The 15,468-nt window shown below is 75.2% G+C and carries 14 protein-coding genes and 1 pseudogene; 4 read left to right on the forward strand and 11 right to left on the reverse strand.

Annotation, left to right across the window (positions count from 1 at the left end; genetic code table 11):
* Positions 1-460 (forward strand): RICIN domain-containing protein (locus F8274_RS24070; protein ID WP_151464644.1); only part of this gene is annotated, 460 nt, incomplete at its 5' end.
* 4 nt (positions 461-464) lie between these two features.
* Here F8274_RS24070 and F8274_RS24075 read toward each other — a convergent pair.
* Positions 465-1,760, reverse strand: a complete 1,296-nt coding sequence (locus F8274_RS24075) for an MFS transporter (RefSeq protein WP_151464645.1) — start codon at positions 1,758-1,760, stop codon at positions 465-467.
* Between the two features lie 52 nt (positions 1,761-1,812).
* Here F8274_RS24075 and F8274_RS24080 point away from each other — a divergent pair, with 52 nt between their 5' ends.
* Positions 1,813-2,805 carry a GlxA family transcriptional regulator gene (locus F8274_RS24080; RefSeq protein ID WP_151464646.1) on the forward strand — a complete coding sequence of 331 codons (993 nt, stop codon included), beginning with the start codon at positions 1,813-1,815 and terminating at the stop codon, positions 2,803-2,805.
* A 46-nt stretch (positions 2,806-2,851) separates the two neighbouring features.
* Here F8274_RS24080 and F8274_RS24085 read toward each other — a convergent pair whose 3' ends face one another.
* From F8274_RS24085 to F8274_RS24125, 9 genes are all read right to left on the reverse strand, one after another.
* The gene (locus F8274_RS24085; RefSeq protein WP_151464657.1) at positions 2,852-3,328 is read right to left on the reverse strand and encodes a hypothetical protein; all 477 of its coding nucleotides are present in this window, start codon (positions 3,326-3,328) and stop codon (positions 2,852-2,854) included.
* 193 nt (positions 3,329-3,521) lie between these two features.
* The gene (locus F8274_RS24090; RefSeq protein ID WP_151464647.1) at positions 3,522-4,100 is read right to left on the reverse strand and encodes a hypothetical protein; all 579 of its coding nucleotides are present in this window, start codon (positions 4,098-4,100) and stop codon (positions 3,522-3,524) included.
* A 691-nt stretch (positions 4,101-4,791) separates the two neighbouring features.
* A complete protein-coding gene (locus F8274_RS24095) occupies positions 4,792-6,744 on the reverse strand; it encodes a VWA domain-containing protein (RefSeq protein WP_151464648.1) in 1,953 nt (650 codons plus the stop codon).
* Positions 6,745-6,746: 2 nt separating this feature from the next.
* Positions 6,747-8,183 (reverse strand): magnesium chelatase, encoded by a 1,437-nt coding sequence (locus F8274_RS24100; RefSeq protein WP_151464649.1) that lies wholly within the window; start codon positions 8,181-8,183, stop codon positions 6,747-6,749.
* An 87-nt stretch (positions 8,184-8,270) separates the two neighbouring features.
* Positions 8,271-9,305: a hypothetical protein gene (locus tag F8274_RS24105; RefSeq protein ID WP_151464650.1), complete on the reverse strand. Its 1,035-nt coding sequence runs from the start codon at positions 9,303-9,305 to the stop codon at positions 8,271-8,273.
* Between the two features lie 75 nt (positions 9,306-9,380).
* Complete coding sequence (locus tag F8274_RS24110; protein ID WP_151464651.1) at positions 9,381-10,031, reverse strand: response regulator transcription factor; 651 nt, start codon at positions 10,029-10,031, stop codon at positions 9,381-9,383.
* Positions 10,028-11,278, reverse strand: coding sequence for a sensor histidine kinase (locus F8274_RS24115; RefSeq protein ID WP_151464652.1), 1,251 nt, complete (start codon positions 11,276-11,278; stop codon positions 10,028-10,030). Before F8274_RS24115 ends, F8274_RS24110 begins: the two co-directional genes overlap by 4 nt.
* 57 nt (positions 11,279-11,335) lie before the next feature.
* Positions 11,336-11,833 carry a hemerythrin domain-containing protein gene (locus F8274_RS24120; RefSeq protein WP_151464653.1) on the reverse strand — a complete coding sequence of 166 codons (498 nt, stop codon included), beginning with the start codon at positions 11,831-11,833 and terminating at the stop codon, positions 11,336-11,338.
* A gap of 5 nt (positions 11,834-11,838) precedes the next feature.
* Entirely contained in the window at positions 11,839-12,807 is a 969-nt protein-coding gene (locus F8274_RS24125; protein WP_151464654.1) for an aldo/keto reductase, read from the reverse strand.
* A 97-nt stretch (positions 12,808-12,904) separates the two neighbouring features.
* Between F8274_RS24125 and mgrA the strand changes: the two genes are divergently transcribed.
* Positions 12,905-13,894: an L-glyceraldehyde 3-phosphate reductase gene (gene mgrA, locus F8274_RS24130; protein ID WP_151464655.1), complete on the forward strand. Its 990-nt coding sequence runs from the start codon at positions 12,905-12,907 to the stop codon at positions 13,892-13,894.
* A gap of 10 nt (positions 13,895-13,904) precedes the next feature.
* Here the strand turns inward: mgrA and F8274_RS24135 are convergent, their stop codons facing one another.
* Positions 13,905-14,834, reverse strand: coding sequence for a lytic polysaccharide monooxygenase (locus F8274_RS24135; protein ID WP_151464656.1), 930 nt, complete (start codon positions 14,832-14,834; stop codon positions 13,905-13,907).
* Between the two features lie 173 nt (positions 14,835-15,007).
* On the opposite strand from F8274_RS24135, the pseudogene F8274_RS24140 reads away from it, so the two are divergent.
* Positions 15,008-15,468, forward strand: a pseudogene (locus tag F8274_RS24140) (DUF4173 domain-containing protein); the annotation flags it as partial.

Raw genomic sequence — 15,468 nt, forward strand, 5'->3', positions numbered from 1 at the left:
GGCGCCCTCGCCGAGTGCCGCGCCGACCACACCCGCGGCCCCCGCGGCCACCCCGAGGGTGATCCGCGGGGTCCCCTCGAACCTCTGCCTCGGGGTGACCGGCGACGACCCCGAGGGCGCGAACGCCGCGCTGGCCGACTGCACCGGCGGGCCGGAACAGCAGTGGGTGGTCACCCCGGTGGCCGCCGACACCTACGTCCTGGTCAACGCGGCCAGCGGAAAGTGCCTCGACGTGTACGGGCAGGGCACCGACGACGGCACGGACCTCGTGCAGTGGTCGTGCAACGGCCAGGCCAACCAGCAGTGGAAACTCCAACCGGCCGGGTCCGGTCCGGTGCTGCTGGTCGCCGTGCACAGCGGGAAGTGCGCGCAGGTCGACGACGCCGGCACCCAGGCCGGGAGCCAGCTCGAACAGGCCCCCTGCAACGGCGCCCCCGAGCAGCAGTGGGCGGCCGGCTGACCGGTCAGCTCCGGTAGCTCCAGGCCCGGCGACCGACCGCCACGGGGAGGGCGAACGCGGGCTCGTCCCCCCGGCGGCGCAGCAGCAGGGAGAGCCCGGCCGCGCCGATCGACAGGGCGCCGGCCACGTACCAGGCCGCGGCGTAGTCGCCGAGCCGGTCGCGGACCAGGCCGGCGCCGGTGGCGGCGAGCGCCGCGCCGACCTGGTGGGCGGCGAACACCCAGCCGAAGACCACCGCACCGGACGCGCCGAACCACTCCCGGCACAGCGCCACGGTCGGCGGCACGGTGGCCACCCAGTCCAGGCCGTAGAAGACGATGAAGACCAGCATGCTCGGTCGCGCGGACCCGGCGAAGAGGCTCGGCAGCACCAGCAGCGAGGCGCCGCGCAGCGCGTAGTAGGCGCCGAGCAGCAGCCGGCTGTCCACCCGGTCGGTGAGCCAGCCGGAGGCGACCGTGCCGGCGATGTCGAAGAGCCCGACCAGGGCGAGCAGTCCCGCGGCGGTTGTCTCCGGCATGCCGTGGTCGTGCGCGGCTGGCACGAAGTGGGTGCCGACCAGGCCGTTGGTGGTCGCGCCGCAGATCGCGAAGCCGCCGGCCAGCAGCCAGAACGGCCGGGTCCGCGCGGCGGCGGCCAGCGCGCCGACCGCCCGGGACGCCGCCCCGCCGGCCGGCGGCGTCGGGGGCACCACCTCGGCCGCGCCGTAGGCGGGCAGGTCGAGATCCGCCGGGTGCTCGCGGAGCAGCCACACCACCAGGGGTACGACCGCCAGCGCGGCCCCGGCCACGACCAGCGCCGCCGGCCGCCAGCCGTGATCGCGCACCAGCACGGCGACCAGCGGGAGGAAGACCAGCTGGCCGGCCGCCCCGCCCGCGGTCAGCACACCGGTGACCAGGCCCCGGCGCTCGACGAACCAGCGCCCGGTGACCGTCGCCACGAAGGCCAGCGCCATCGAGCCGGTGCCCAGCCCCACCAGCACGCCCCAGCAGAGGATCAGCTGCCAGCTCGCCGTCATCCCCACGGTCAGCGCGCTGCCCAGCGCGACCAGCAGCAGCGCGCCGGCGACCACGCGGCGGATGCCGAACCGGTCCATCAGCGCGGCGGCGAACGGGGCGGTGAGCCCGTAGAGCATGAGGTTGACCGAGACGGCGGCGGAGATCGTGGCCAGGGGCCAGCCGAACTCGGCGTGCAGCGGGTGCAGCAGCACCCCGGGGGTGGCGCGGAAGCCGGCCGCGCCCACCAGGGCGACGAACGAGACGCCGGCCACGAGCCAGGCCGGATGCAGACGGTGTCGGGTCACGCTCCGAGTCTCGGTGGGCCGGACCGGCGCGACGAGTGGCCCGAAAGCCATCATGCGCAATAATCGGGCCATGACTGTCGTGCCCCACCGCATCGCGGTGCTCGCCCTCGACGGGGTGGTCGGCCTCGACCTCGGCACCCCGGCCCAGGTCTTCGGCACCGCCCGCACCGGGGACCTCACGCCGCTCTACCGCGTAGAGGTCTGCACCCCGGGCGGACGGCCCATCCGCAGCACCGCCGGCTTCCAGGTTGTTCCCGACCACGGCCTGGAGCTGCTGGACTCCGCCGACACCGTGCTCGTCCCCGGCATCCACGACGGCCCGCCCCTGACCGACGGGACGCTGGACGCTTCGGTGGCGGCCGCGCTGCGCGCCGCGCACGACCGGGGCGCCCGGATCATGTCGATCTGCACGGGCGCCTTCGTGCTGGCCGCCGCCGGCCTGCTCGACGGCCGCCCCGCCACCACCCACTGGGCGTACGCGGACCGGTTCCGCCGGTTCCACCCGCACGTGGACCTGGACCCGGACGTGCTCTTCGTCGACGACGGCGACGTGCTCACCTCGGCCGGGGTGGCCGCCGGCATCGATCTCTGCCTGCACGTCATCCGCACCGACCACGGCAGCGCGGTGGCCAACCGGTCCGCCCGGCGCTGCGTGGTGCCGCCGTGGCGCGACGGCGGCCAGGCCCAGTACATCGAGCGCCCGGTGCCCCGGGCCACCGAAGCCGGCACCGCCGCCACGCGGGAGTGGGCCCGGCAGCGGCTGCACGAACCCGTCGCCCTGCGCGAGCTGGCCGCCCACGCCCGGATGAGCGTCCGCACCTTCACCCGGCACTTCCGCTCGGAGACCGGGCTCAGCCCGGCGCAGTGGCTGCTCCAGCAGCGCACCGAACACGCCCGGGTGCTGCTGGAGACCACGGACCTGACGGTCGACCAGATCGCCCGGCACGCCGGGTTCGGCACCACGGCCGCCCTGCGCCAGCACTTCCACTCCCGGGTCGGCGTCGCCCCGACGGCCTACCGCCGCACCTTCCGCCGGACCCCCTGAGCGGGCGGTTGTGTCGGCGGCTCGGCCTTGCGACGGCTCGGGGCGGTCAGGCGAGGTGGGGCTGGCGGCGGAGGGCGCGGAGCTGGGCCAGGTGCAGGGGAAGGTGGACGCGGGTGTGCAGGTCGAGGGCGCGGCCCCAGGGCAGCGACTCGTCCACGTCCAGGTCGAAGCCCTCCCGCAGCACGGTGTCGACCGGGGTTTCGGCGGCCGGGCCCAGCCGCTCGGCCAGGACGCAGAGCTTCTGGCTGGTGGCCCGGAGCAGGGCGGCCAGCCCGTCCAGCCCGCCGCACTCGGAGACCAGCGCGTCGAGCTGCGGTCGGTGGATGGTCTCCAGGTCGTAGTACGCGAACGGCGAGCCGACCAGCACCGCCTCGGTCGCCTCGCTCATCAGCTCGTCGTTGGCGGCGAGGTGCGCCACGATCTGCTCGGCGCTCAACTCCCCGTCCGGGGGTGGCCCGAAGCCGCCCCCGTCCACCTCCGCGAGCACCGTCTCGTACGCCCGCCGCAACGCCGCGGCGTCCACCTCGTCCATGCCCGCATCCAACCCCCGCCCGCGACGCCTCCACCGCGGGTACCCCGCCGTGTTCACCCGGATGGGGGCCTCCGACGTGTCGCGATCTTGGCAAGTTGCCGTTCGCTGCTGACGGCAACTCGCCAAGATCTGGATACGCCGGAGGCCGGCACCCCTTGTTCGGGGTGCCGGCCAGCGCTTTGGCTCAGCTGTTCCAGTTGTGGGCGACAATGTCGGCGGCCTGCTGCTCCCACTGCGCGTACGCGTCCGGGTAGGCCGAGACCTGCACGGTCTGGGCGGCCTCGGTCAGCGGCATGTCCTGCCAGCCGTCGACCTGCTTCAGACCCTTCTCGAACGCCAGGGTGGAGTACTCGGGGTTGGTGATCTGCTCCGGCGTACCCCAACCGCTCGACGGACGCTGCTGGAACAGGCCCAGCGAGTCGTGGTCATTCTTGTCGCCGAGGTGGCCGAGGTTCTCCAGCTTCGACTCCTGCAGGCTCGTCGCGATCGAGATGACCGCGGCCCGCTCCGGGAGACCGGCCTTCTTCGTGGCGGCGATGATCGCCTTCGCGTTGGCCAGCTGCTCGTCGTTCAGGTCGATCTTGGACTGGGCGCCCTGCACGCCGTGCGGGATGAGCTTGTCACCCTGCACGGCGACGGCGGCCGGCTTGGTGCCCTGCACGGGGGCAGCGTCGGCGTGGGCGGCGACCGGACCGGCGAACACGCCACCGGTGAAGGCCAGACCAGCAATACCCAGCACGCTCTTACGCAGCATCGTGTTCATGAGAAAGCTCCTCGGGGGTTGGCGCACACGCGCCGACGGGGGTCGGCTGGGGGTGTGCGCAAGCACCACGTCAGGCGCTCAAGAAAGTCTTGGGGGATCATCCGGCGCGCGGGGCGAAGCCTCTTCGCAGCGCCGGGACCATGTACAACGGCACCCCGACTCGCGGGCGCCTTCCTCGGTCGTGCACTGGGTGTAACGACCCCCGCCCGCCCGCCATTCCGCCGCCGGGATGCCGCCGGTCACCCGCGAAACGGACACCCCGCCCATCCGGAACGGTCGGTGGAACGTCATGGGTGTCTCCCGGCCCCGGAGACAGCCATAGCGTTCCACTCACCGCCCGAGCTGCGGCACGATCCGGACATTCATCCCATACCGGAGGTTACCTGTGTGGGCGGCTACGAACGTGATGACGTGAACGGATCGGCGCAGCGGCCCCGTCGACCATCTCCTCGCCGGTGCCTGTCGAGCTGATGTCGAGAGCAACTCAACGGCGAGCGCCCGGGCCCGGGGAACGCCCACCCGGCCCTCTCGCCCACCGGCCGCCCCTTGCTCTGCAGCCACGGAAGCAACACCCGCGAACCTCCGGTGCTGCGTGTAGGGCTGCAGAGCAAAGGCGATGGCGGGGCACCCGCCGACCGCGCCGGGACGGGACCGGACGGGATCCGGGCGGTCGGGGGCAGAAACCCGGTGGTCAGCGGCGGCCGTGGCGGGCGCGGAGGTAGTCGGAGACGACGTACTCGCCGAGGTCGTCGAGGTCGGGGGTGAACATCCGGCCCTTGGAGCGCCGGGCCACCGCGTCCACGAACCGGCGCAGGCCCGGGTCGTCGCCGAGCATGAACAGGTTCAGCGTGGCGCCGTACCGGGTCAGCTTGTCCACCTCGCGGATGGTCGCCTCGATGGTTTCCGGCAGTGGCGGCCAGTGGAAGTACGCCTCGCCGTCGGACGGGTCGAGGTGGGCGGTGGGCTCGCCGTCGGTGACCACGAGCACGACCGGCTCGGCGCCCGGGTGCCGGCGCAGGTGCCGCCCGGCCAGCCGCAGCGCGTGCTGGAGGTTGGTGCCCTGCTCCATGTCGGGCTCCACCGCGGCCAGTTCCTGCTGGGTCAGCGGCATGGCCTCCCAGCCGAACCCGATGATCTGCAGGGCGTCCTGCGGGAAGCGGGTCGCCATGAGGTGCGACAGGGCCAGCGCCGTCTGCTTCATCGGCCCCCAGCGCCCCTGGGAGATCATCGAGTACGACAGGTCGACGCAGAGCGCCACGGCCGCCGACGCGCGCCGCTCGGTCTCCATCACCTCGAAGTCCTCGACGGCGAGTTGCACGGGCACCCCGGGGCCGGCCCGGCGGACCGCGCGGGTGAGGGTGCGCACCACGTCGAGGGGCTGCTCGTCGCCGTACTCCCACTGGCGGGAGGCGCCGCTGACCTCGCCGGCCGCGCCCGCGGAGCGCAGGTCGTGCTGGCCGCGCGGGCCGGCGGTCAGGTCGGCGAAGACCCGCCGCAGGGCGGTGCCGGCGAGCCGGCGCAGCGCCTTCGGGCTCAGCGTCAGCCCTTCGGCGTCCCGGGTCACCCAGCCCTGCCGGCGCAGCTCACGTTCCAGCTCCTGCAGCCGGCGTACGTCGTCGGCGGCGTCCCGGCCCAGCGTCCGGGCGACCGCGTCGACGTCGACGTCGTCCAGGGTGGCGCCGGGGTGATCCTGGTCGAGGGAGTCGAGCAGCTCGTCCAGTTCGGCGATCTCGCCGAGGGCGCCGGTGGCCTCGCCGTAGCCGAGCTGCTGGTCGCCCCGGACCCGCTCGCCGCGGCGCCAGTTCAGGTCGGGGCGCAGCGAGCGCAGGTGGTCGTCGAGCTGGGACAGCTCCCCGGCCAACTGCTCGCCGAGGGACTGGCGCATGAGGCCGGCGAGTTCCTCGCGCTGCCGGTCGGACAGCGACCGCATGAGCCGTTCCCCGGCGGCCGACCGGCGGGCCAGCACGTCGATCAGCTCGTCGACGTCCTTCGGCTGCTCCGGGAAGAACTCGCCGTGCCGGCGCATGAACTCGGCGAACGCGTCGGTGGTGTCCTCCGACCGGGCGTGCCGGGCGAGCAGGTCGTTGAGGTCGCGCATCATCTCGGCGAGCTGGCGCTGGGTGGCCGGGTCGCCGGCGGCCCGCGCGGCGTCGCGCAGCCCGGCGAAGCGCTGCTCCAGCACCTCGCCCCGCAGCCCGTCGAGGATCCGCTGGTAGCTGGCGCGCGCCTCGTCGCTGGCCCAGTCGTACCCGGACAGCTCCTCGACGGCGCGGGCGGTCGAGCGGGGCAGGTTGTCGAGCACCGCCTCGGCGAAGCGGGCGTCGTCGCCGTCGCGCCCGCGCAGTTCCTCCCGCTCGGCGGCGAGGGCCTGGTCGAGCAGCGCCTGAGCGCGGGTCACCGCGCCGTCCAAGTCGCCGCGGCGCAGCGCCTCCCGGCGCAGGCGGCGGGCCCGGGCGGCCAGGTCGTCCAGGCCGCCGCGCCCCTGCGGGCCGCGCCGCAGCAGGTCGCGGAGCGCCTCCCGCAGGCTGCCGCCGGCGAGGACCTCCGAGCCGACCGCGTCCACGGCGGCGCGTACGTCGTAGGGCGGGGCGAGCGGGTCGGGGCCGCCGCGCCACTGCCCGTACCGGAACCGGTTGCCGGCCACGGTCAGCCCCGGCCGCCGTAGACGGTGCGCCCGGACTCGGTGACGTCCTTGCCCAGCCGGCGGGTGAGGTGCAGCCCTTCGAGGACGAACTCGATGCCGGCGGCGGCCTCCTCGGGGGTGGGCGCGTCGCCGAGGCCGAGCCGGTCGAGCACCTTGGCCAGCCCGGGGACCGTGCCGACCTGGCGGAGCAGTTCGGCCGAGGAGACCAGCTCGCCGGTCTCGATCTCGGTGCCCTCGGCGACCAGCGCGGTGAACCCGGAGAGGTCCAGCCCGGCCAGGCGGGCCCGGAACGTCTCGGCGGTGGCGGTCCGCAGCAGGTGGCCGAGGACCTCGATCTCCCGCCCCTCCTCGCCGCTCTCGAACTCGACCTTGCCGCGCAGCGTCGAGGTCACCGAGACGGCGTCGCCGACCCGGGCGACCGGGGCCTCGTGGGTGGCGGCGCCGAGCAGGCCGGCGCGGCGCAGCGCGGCGGCGGCGACGGTCTCGGCGGCGGCGATGGCGAACCGGGCGGAGACGCCGGAGCGCGGGTCCACCGACGGCGACTCGCGGACGGCGCGGGCGAACCGGGCGAGCACCTCCAGCACGTGCTCGGGGACGGTGGCGACCAGGTCGGCCTCCTGCTGGATGAGGGCCAGCTCCAGCTCCAGGTCGAGCGGGTAGTGGGTGCGGATCTCCGCGCCGAAGCGGTCCTTCAGCGGGCTGATGATCCGGCCCCGGTTGGTGTAGTCCTCCGGGTTGGCGCTGGCCACCAGGAGCAGGTCCAGCGGGAGCCGGAGCTGGTAGCCGCGGACCTGGATGTCCCGCTCCTCCAGCACGTTGAGCAGCGCCACCTGGATGCGTTCGGCCAGGTCGGGCAGCTCGTTGACGGCGAAGACGCCCCGGTTGGTGCGCGGCACCAGCCCGAAGTGGATGGTCTCCGGGTCGCCGAGGGTGCGCCCCTGGGCGAGCCGGATCGGGTCGACGTCGCCGATCAGGTCGCCGACGCTGGTGTCCGGGGTGGCGAGCTTCTCGCCGTAGCGCATCGAGCGGTGCAGCCAGCCGATCGGCAGGTCGTCGCCGCGCTCGGCGACGAGGGCGCGGGACGCCGGGGTGAGCGGGTGCATCGGGTGCTCGTTGAGCACCGAGCCGGGGATCACCGGGGTCCACTCGTCGAGCAGCGCGCCGAGCGAGCGGATGAGCCGGGTCTTGCCCTGGCCGCGCTCGCCGAGCAGCACCATGTCGTGGCCGGCGAGCAGGGCCCGCTCGACCTCGGGCAGCACCGTGTCCTCGTAGCCGACGATGCCGGGGAAGCGCTCCTCGCCGGCGCGCATCCGGGCGAGGAGGTTGTCGCGGAGTTCCTGCTTGACCGTGCGGTGGCGATGGCCGGAGGCCCGCAGCTCGCCGAGCGTGCCGGGCAGGTCGGCGGGCGGGGCCGGGGGAACCTGGTTGGGCGCAGTCACCCGACCAACGCTAGCTCAGAACTCGGGCGCCGCCCGGAGAGCGCCGGAGGCCGGCCCCGCCCCGTGCCGGGACCGGCCTCCGGGCGCTCAGTCCCGGCGGCGGAGCTGGTAGGCGTACGCGGCGGCGGCCAGCGCGACCGCCCAGACGGGCCAGAGGGCCATCGGCAGGGCGGCGGAGTTGCCCTCGCGGATCAGGGCGGCGAACTCCGGCGCGGCGAGCAGGTCGAGGCTGGCCGCCAGCACGGCGAGGGAGACCAGGCCGGCCGGGATCACCGCGAGGCGCACCGGCACCCGGCGGCCGGAAAGTCCGGGCAGCCAGCGCGGGAACCGCTCGCCCCAGCGGGCCACCAGCCCGAGCGTGAGCACTGCGCCGACCACGGCGAACGCGCCCAGGCCGGCGCCCGCCCAGGTCGCACCGTCGGCCCGCATCTCGGCGAGCGTCTCCCGGGACATGCCCAGCGGGATGCCGGCCAGCCAGGCGAACCGGGTGAGCGCGTAGAGCACCGGGATGACGGCCGCCGTCCAGGCCGCCCACCGGCCCCAGCGGGCGGCCGAGGCGGGCGCGGTCCAGCCGGGCGGCGGCCCCGCGGCGGTCCGGCGGCGCCAGCTGAGCAGCGCGCCGGCCAGCAGCATCCCACCGGCGAGGGCGGCCAGGCGGGCGAACAGCGGCCAGGTGAAGACCTCGGCGTAGTCCACGGGCGGCCAGCCGAACGGAGCTCCGATGATCAGCATCGGGGCGTAGCCGAGCAGGGCCAGCACCCGCATTCCGGGAATCACCACCGCCAGCACGAGGGCGACGGCCGCGGCGTATCCGGTGAGCAGGACGCGCAGCGGCCGGGACGGCCGGCCGGCGGCACCGGTCATGGCGAGGGCGGCGACAGCCGCGGTCAGCAGCACCGCCGCGAACAGGGGCGGGCCGACGGAGACCGGCACGAGCCGGAGCAGGCCGGCGGCGTCGCCGCCGTGGGGATCGTTGGCGCCGAACGGGTAGCCCGCGCCGGTCAGCGTCGAGAGCAGGGCGAGGACGCCCCAGCCGCCGAGCCAGGCGGCGGCGAGCGGGGCGGTCAGGTCGAGCCGCGTCCGGGCGGCCCGACGGGGTGGGGATGCGGTCGTTGTCGTCATGCCCTCAGCGTCGGCCGGCCGGCCCCCGGATCCCTCCCGCGCCGGGGTGGACCGCCTCCCCCACGGGAGGGACGGTCAGCCGGTCGGCACCACGAAACCCGACTCGTACGCGGCGATCACCGCCTGGGTGCGGTCGCGCACCCCGAGTTTGGCCAGCACGTTGCCGACGTGGGTCTTGACCGTCTCCACGCCGACCACGAGCCGGTCGGCGATCTCCGGGTTGGACAGCCCGGCGGCCATCAGCCGCAGCACCTCGCCCTCCCGCTCGGTGAGCCGGGCGGCGCGCAGCCGGTCGCCGCCCCGCCCGCCGTACGCGCCGACGAGCCGGCGGATCGCCGCCGGGAAGAGCAGCGACTCGCCGGCCGCCACCACCCGGATCGCCTCCACCACCTCGGCCGGGCGGGCCCGCTTGAGCAGGAAGCCGCTCGCCCCGGCGCGCAGCGCCTCGTAGACGTACTCGTCGTTGGCGAACGTGGTGACGACCAGCACCCGGGGCGGGTCGGCGGAGGCGGCGAGCAGCCGCCGGGTGGCCTGGATGCCGTCGATGGACGGCATCCGGACGTCCATGAGCACCACCCGGGGTCGCAGCCGGGCCACCAGCGGCGGCACCTCGGCGCCGTCGGCGGCCTCGCCGACCACCCGCAGGTCCGGCTGGGCGTCCACGATCGCCCGCAGGCCGACCCGGACCAGTTCGTCGTCGTCGACGATCAGCACGTCGATGGTCACCCGGTCTCCCCCCTCGGCGCCGGCAGGGTGACCCGGACCCGCCAGCGGTCGCCCTCCGGGCCGGCCGTGAGCTGCCCGCCGAGCAGCAGCACCCGCTCCCGCATGCCGTCCAGCCCGCGCCCGCCGCCACCCGGCCCGGTCGTGCCGCGCAGCCCGTTCACCAGCTCGATCTCCAGGCGACCATCGGGTACGGCCACCCGCAGGCGCACCGGCCCCCGGCCGTGCCGGGCCGCGTTGGTCAGTCCCTCCTGCACGATCCGGTACCCCTCCCGGGACACCACGGCGGGCAGCCCGCCGAGCGTCCCGTCGACCCGGGACTCCACGGCCAGACCGGCGGCCCGGGTGTCGGCGACCAGCCGGTCCAGCCCGTCCAGGGTGGCCTGCGGCGCGGTGGGCGCGGGCGCCCGCCCGTCCGCCGTCTCCCGGAGCAGCCCGAGCACGTGGTCCAGCTCGTCCATCGCGCGGCGGCTCGTCTCCTCGATGGCGCGCAGTGCCCGCCTGGTGAACTCGGGGTCGCTGTCGAGCAGCTCGCGGGCGGCCCCGGCCTGGAGGGTCGCCACGGTCAGCGCGTGTCCCACCGAGTCGTGCAGCTCGCGGGCCAGCCGGTTGCGCTCGGCCAGCCGGGCGGACCGGGCCTCCAGGGTGGCGATCCGCTCGGCCTGGGCCGGGCCGAGCAGCACCGGCGCCATCGAGGCGGCGAGCGCGCCCAGCCCGGCGACCGCGTACCCGAGCGCGACCAGCAGGGCGAGCCCGGCCAGGCCCGCCACGACCGGCTGGTCCGGGTCGAACGGGCCGAAGCCGCCCTCGCGGGCGGCGCCGGTGTCCACGCCGGCCAGCCCGGCGAGGAAGACCAGCGCCATGGGGAACGCGCTGATCGCCGCGAATAGCACCAGCGCCCCGGTGAGCAGGTGCAGGGCGATCCAGAGCGCGGCGCGCAGCCGGGTTTCCCGGTCGATCCGGTGGCCCGGGGCGGGGTCGGGCAGGTCGACGGCGAGCAGCGCCCGGGCGGCGGCGATCTCCAGCGCCCGGCTGCCGGCGAGGAACACCGGCACGGCGGCGAGCCCGGCGCCGACCAGCAGCAGCCCGCCGCCGAGCGGGCGGGGCACGTCGTCGTTGCCGAGCAGTTGCGCGAACGCCGCCGCGAGGAACGCGTACGGCAGGGCGAGCACGCCGCCGAGGAGCAGGAACACGGCGCGCCGCCAGGTGCTCCCGCGCACCAGCGGCGCCAGCACGCCCGGGACCGTCACCCGGTCATTCTGCCGCCCCGAAGCGGCCTGCCGACTCCCCCGAGACGGGGAGATCGGTCAGCGGTGGTCCTGGACGTACTTCTCCGGGTCCTTGTCGCGGAACGGCAGGTTGCGACCGTTCTTGTGCTCGCCGTAGAAGGTCAGCCAGCGCTGCCCCAGCTCGGCCCGCAGCTCGACGCTGGCGTGCCGGCGGAAGTCGGGCAGCGCCTCGTCCTCCTCCTCGGCCAGGTGCTCGCTGTTCTCCCGGCGGGCCCGCCACACGGCTGCCCACCAGGCGTCCGAACCCACCTCGTGGAGCTTGGACTCGGCGACGGCGTCGCGGATCTTGTTGTGGTCGCCGATGGCGTCCTCGGTCTCCTCCGCGCCGTCGTCGCCGTGCTTGACGAGGTGCGGGTAGAGGATTGCCTCCTCGGCCTCGGCGTGGATGTCCAGGTGCAGGGCGAGCGCCTCCCAGACGGCCAGCAGCTCGGCCGGGTCCCGGGCGTCGTCCAGTCGGGCGAAGCCCCTGCGGAAGGCGGCGTGGTCGTCGAGGATCAGTGCGGTGATGTCGTCCATGGTGGTCACTTCCCGGTGCGGGCGCGGATCAGCTTGGGTACGGCGGCCAGCCCGGTGACCGGGCGGAACGCGTGGGCGGCGGTGGCCAGCGCGGCGTGCTCGTCGTCGGCCAGGTCGATCTCGGCGGCGGCCGCGTTGCGCTCGACCTGCTCGACGCTCGACGCGCCGGGGATGGCCACCACGGTGGGGTGGCGGAGCAGGTACGCCAGGGCGATCTGGCTGGGTGTGGCGTCGTGCGCGTCGGCCACCTCGCGCAGGGTGGCGATCAGTTCGGTGCCCCGGTCGAGGTTCTCGGGCAGGAAGTACGGGTTGGCCCGCCGGACCGCCCCGGTGGGTGGGTTCCGCGCGTCGTAGCGGCCGGAGAGGAAGCCCTGCCCCAGCGGGCTGTACGCGATGACGATCCGGCCGGCCTGCTCCGCGTACGGGATCAGGTCCTCCTCGGGGCCGCGGTCGACCATGCTGTAGCGGACCTGGTTGCTCAGCACCCGGCGGCCCAGCGCGGCCTCGGCGAACCGCCAGCGGCGCAGCGTGTAGTTGCTGACGCCGACCTCGCCGACCAGCCCGACGTCCTGGAGCGCGCGCATCCCGCGCATCGTGGTGGTGTCGGCGACCACCGGGTGGGGTTGGTGCACCTGGTAGAGGTCGATGCCGGCGACGCCGAGCCGGGCCGCGGAGGCGACCGCGCGCTGCTGCACCACCGGGGCGATGGGCAGCACCGGGAACACCTTGCTGGCGACCACGACCTTGGCCCGGTCGTCGCCGAGCGCCGCGCCGAGGATGCGCTCGCTGCGGCCGAAGCCGTAGATCTCGGCGGTGTCGAAGAGGGTGACGCCCAGGTCGAGCGCCCGCCGGACGATCTGCGCCGCCCGGCGTTCGTAGTCGGGGCCGTAGCCCCACTCGCGGGAGCCGAACTGCCACGTGCCGAGGCCGATCTTCGAGATGGGCTTGGGGGTGTCGAGCGGGACGTAGCGCATGGACTCGAAGCTACCCAAGCGGGCGGGACCGCACGCCGGTTCCGCCGGCCCACCTCCGCCCCGACCTGGGCCCCGGCCCGGGACTAGGGTCGGAGGGGTGACCTACCTTGCCAGCGAAGACCGTTACGACTCGATGATCTACCGGCGCAGTGGCCGGAGCGGCCTGCGCCTGCCCGCCATCTCGCTCGGGCTGTGGCACAACTTCGGGCCGGACCGCCCGTTCGAGCGGCAGCGGGACATCGTCCGGCGCGCCTTCGACCTCGGGATCACCCACTTCGACCTGGCCAACAACTACGGCCCGCCGCCCGGCGCCGCCGAGGAGAACTTCGGCCGGCTGCTCGCCACCGACCTCAAGCCGTACCGGGACGAGCTGGTCATCTCCAGCAAGGCCGGCTATCTGATGTGGCCCGGCCCGTACGGCGAGTGGGGCTCGCGCAAGTACCTGGTCTCCTCGCTGGACCAGTCGCTGCGCCGGATGGGCCTCGATTACGTGGACATCTTCTACTCCCACCGGTTCGACCCGGACACCCCGCTGGAGGAGACGATGGGCGCGCTGGACGCGATCGTCCGCTCCGGCAAGGCGCTCTACGTCGGCATCTCCAACTACAACTCGGAGCAGACCGCCCGGGCCGCCGAGATCCTCCGCGAGCTGGGCACCCCGCTGCTGATCAACCAGCCGTCGTACTCGATGCTCAACCGCTGGACCGAGGCGGACGGGCTGCTCGACACGCTGGAGCGGGCCGGCGCGGGCTGCATCGCCTACAGCCCCCTGGCGCAGGGCCTGCTCACCGACCGCTACCTGGGCGGCATTCCCGAGGATTCCCGGGTGCGCACCAGCGTCTTCCTCAACGAGAGCGACCTCAGCGAGGAGCGGATGGCCACCATCCGCGGGCTCGCCGCGGTCGCCGAGCGGCGCGGCCAGAGCCTGGCCCAGCTCGCGCTGGTCTGGGCGCTGCGCGACCCCCGCATGACCAGCCTGATCATCGGGGCGAGCAGCGTGGCCCAGCTGGAGGGGAACGTGGCCGCGCTGGACAACCTCGACCTGGGCGTCGAGGAGCTGGCCGAGATCGACCGGCACCTGGGCTGACGCCCGGCGGTCACCAGATCCGGCGGCGGCCGGCGCGGTGGTTGCGGACCCCGCACGGCCGCCCGGCGGGCACGGTGCCGGCCCGCCGCAACCGCATGACCACCAGGACGACGAGCAGCACGGTGACCCCGGCCGCCGCGCCGACCACGAGCGGCCGGGGGAACGTGCGGGTGTCGGTCACGGCCGCCACCGGCACCCCCGCCGCCGGGTCGCCGGCCCCGTCGCCGGTCGCGGCCCTCGGCACGGCGCGCGGGGCGGCCGCGCTCGCCGAGGGCGACGCCGCCGACCTGGTACGCGGCGTGGCCGCCGCACCGCCGGACGGCGACCGGAACACCACGTCGGAGCAGGAGTAGTAGGTGTCCTGGGTGTTGGAGTTCTGCCAGATCGTGTAGATGATGTGCCGCCCGGTGCGCCCCGCCGGCAGCCGCCCGGGCATCTGGTAGGCGCCGTCCCGGATCGGCGGGTCGGTGACCGTGAGGAACGGCTTCGCCTCCAGGTCCGCCCAGGTCAGCCGCCGGGTCGGCGCGTACGAGTCGGTGGTGGCGTAGAACCGGAACGTGCCCTTGTGCGGGATCGTGGTGCGGTAGCGGAAGGTGTGCCGGGCCCCGGCCGTGAGCGTGGTGGCCGGCCAGTCGGACCGGGGCAGGTCCAGCCCCCGGTACGCGGACAGCCCTCCGCTGCACAGCTCCCCGTCGGGGATGCGCTCCCGGTCCCGCCCGTCGATCCGGGCCACCCGGATGTTGTCCCACTCCCGCACGGCCGCGCCCTCGGCGATCGCCGCCCGGCAGGCCGGCGTGTCCGCCCGGCCACCTTCCGGACCGCAGGCCGCGGCCCGGCTCAACGGGCTGGTGGGGGCGCCGTGCGCGCTCGCCGGCACGCCGGTGAGCAGCACGGTCGCGGCGACGGCGGCGAGCACGGCGAGCGTGCGACGTACGGCCATGTCATCGACCTCCCGCGCACTGGTACGGGCGCGGGCCGGCAAAGGTTCGATCGGCGCGCCGGTGTGCCGGACCCCACGGCCGGCCCGATGTCTGAACGAAACGGCCGGACGGGGCGGCGGCGGCGCGGGGTGGGGCCCTACAGTGACGGCACCCCGCGATCAAGGAGCGAGCCGTGTCCGAGCCGCCACAGACGCCAGATGCGCCCCGGACCGCTCCGGCGGCCGGGTCCGACGTCACGCCGCACCTGCTCGTCGTGCCCGACGTGGCGGGTGCGCCGCCCACCGTGCCGTGGCCCGGCCCGGAGGGGCAGCCCGCCTGGGCGATCCCCGTGGTCGTGCCGCCCGGCACCCGCGGCTACGCGCTGTTCGTGCCGCTGGTGCCCGTGGCCGGGGGCCAGCCGGCCGCGGCCTCCGGGCAGCCGGCCGAGCCGCAGGTGCTGGTCCCCGCACCGGGCGTGCCCACCCAGGCCACCCCGCCGGCCGTCGAGACCCGCGCGCAACGTGACACGACGGACGCGCCGGGAGGCCCGGCGCCAGCAGGTGAGCAGCCAGCGGTCGCGCCCCCGACAGGTGACAGCGGCGCCGGCACGGCCACCGACGCGGCCGCTACGCCGGCCCCCGCCGGACCGCCCGC

This window comes from Micromonospora sp. AMSO31t, from assembly GCF_008868175.1.
GTDB lineage: Bacteria > Actinomycetota > Actinomycetes > Mycobacteriales > Micromonosporaceae > Micromonospora.

Coding starts and splice junctions, on each gene's coding strand:
- F8274_RS24080 (WP_151464646.1), top strand. CDS start 1,813: ATGCGCAATAATCGGGCCATGACTGTCGTGCCCCACCGCATCGCGGTG.
- F8274_RS24090 (WP_151464647.1), bottom strand. CDS start 4,100: ATGAACACGATGCTGCGTAAGAGCGTGCTGGGTATTGCTGGTCTGGCC.
- F8274_RS24105 (WP_151464650.1), bottom strand. CDS start 9,305: ATGACGACAACGACCGCATCCCCACCCCGTCGGGCCGCCCGGACGCGG.
- F8274_RS24120 (WP_151464653.1), bottom strand. CDS start 11,833: ATGGACGACATCACCGCACTGATCCTCGACGACCACGCCGCCTTCCGC.
- F8274_RS24125 (WP_151464654.1), bottom strand. CDS start 12,807: ATGCGCTACGTCCCGCTCGACACCCCCAAGCCCATCTCGAAGATCGGC.
- F8274_RS24135 (WP_151464656.1), bottom strand. CDS start 14,834: ATGGCCGTACGTCGCACGCTCGCCGTGCTCGCCGCCGTCGCCGCGACC.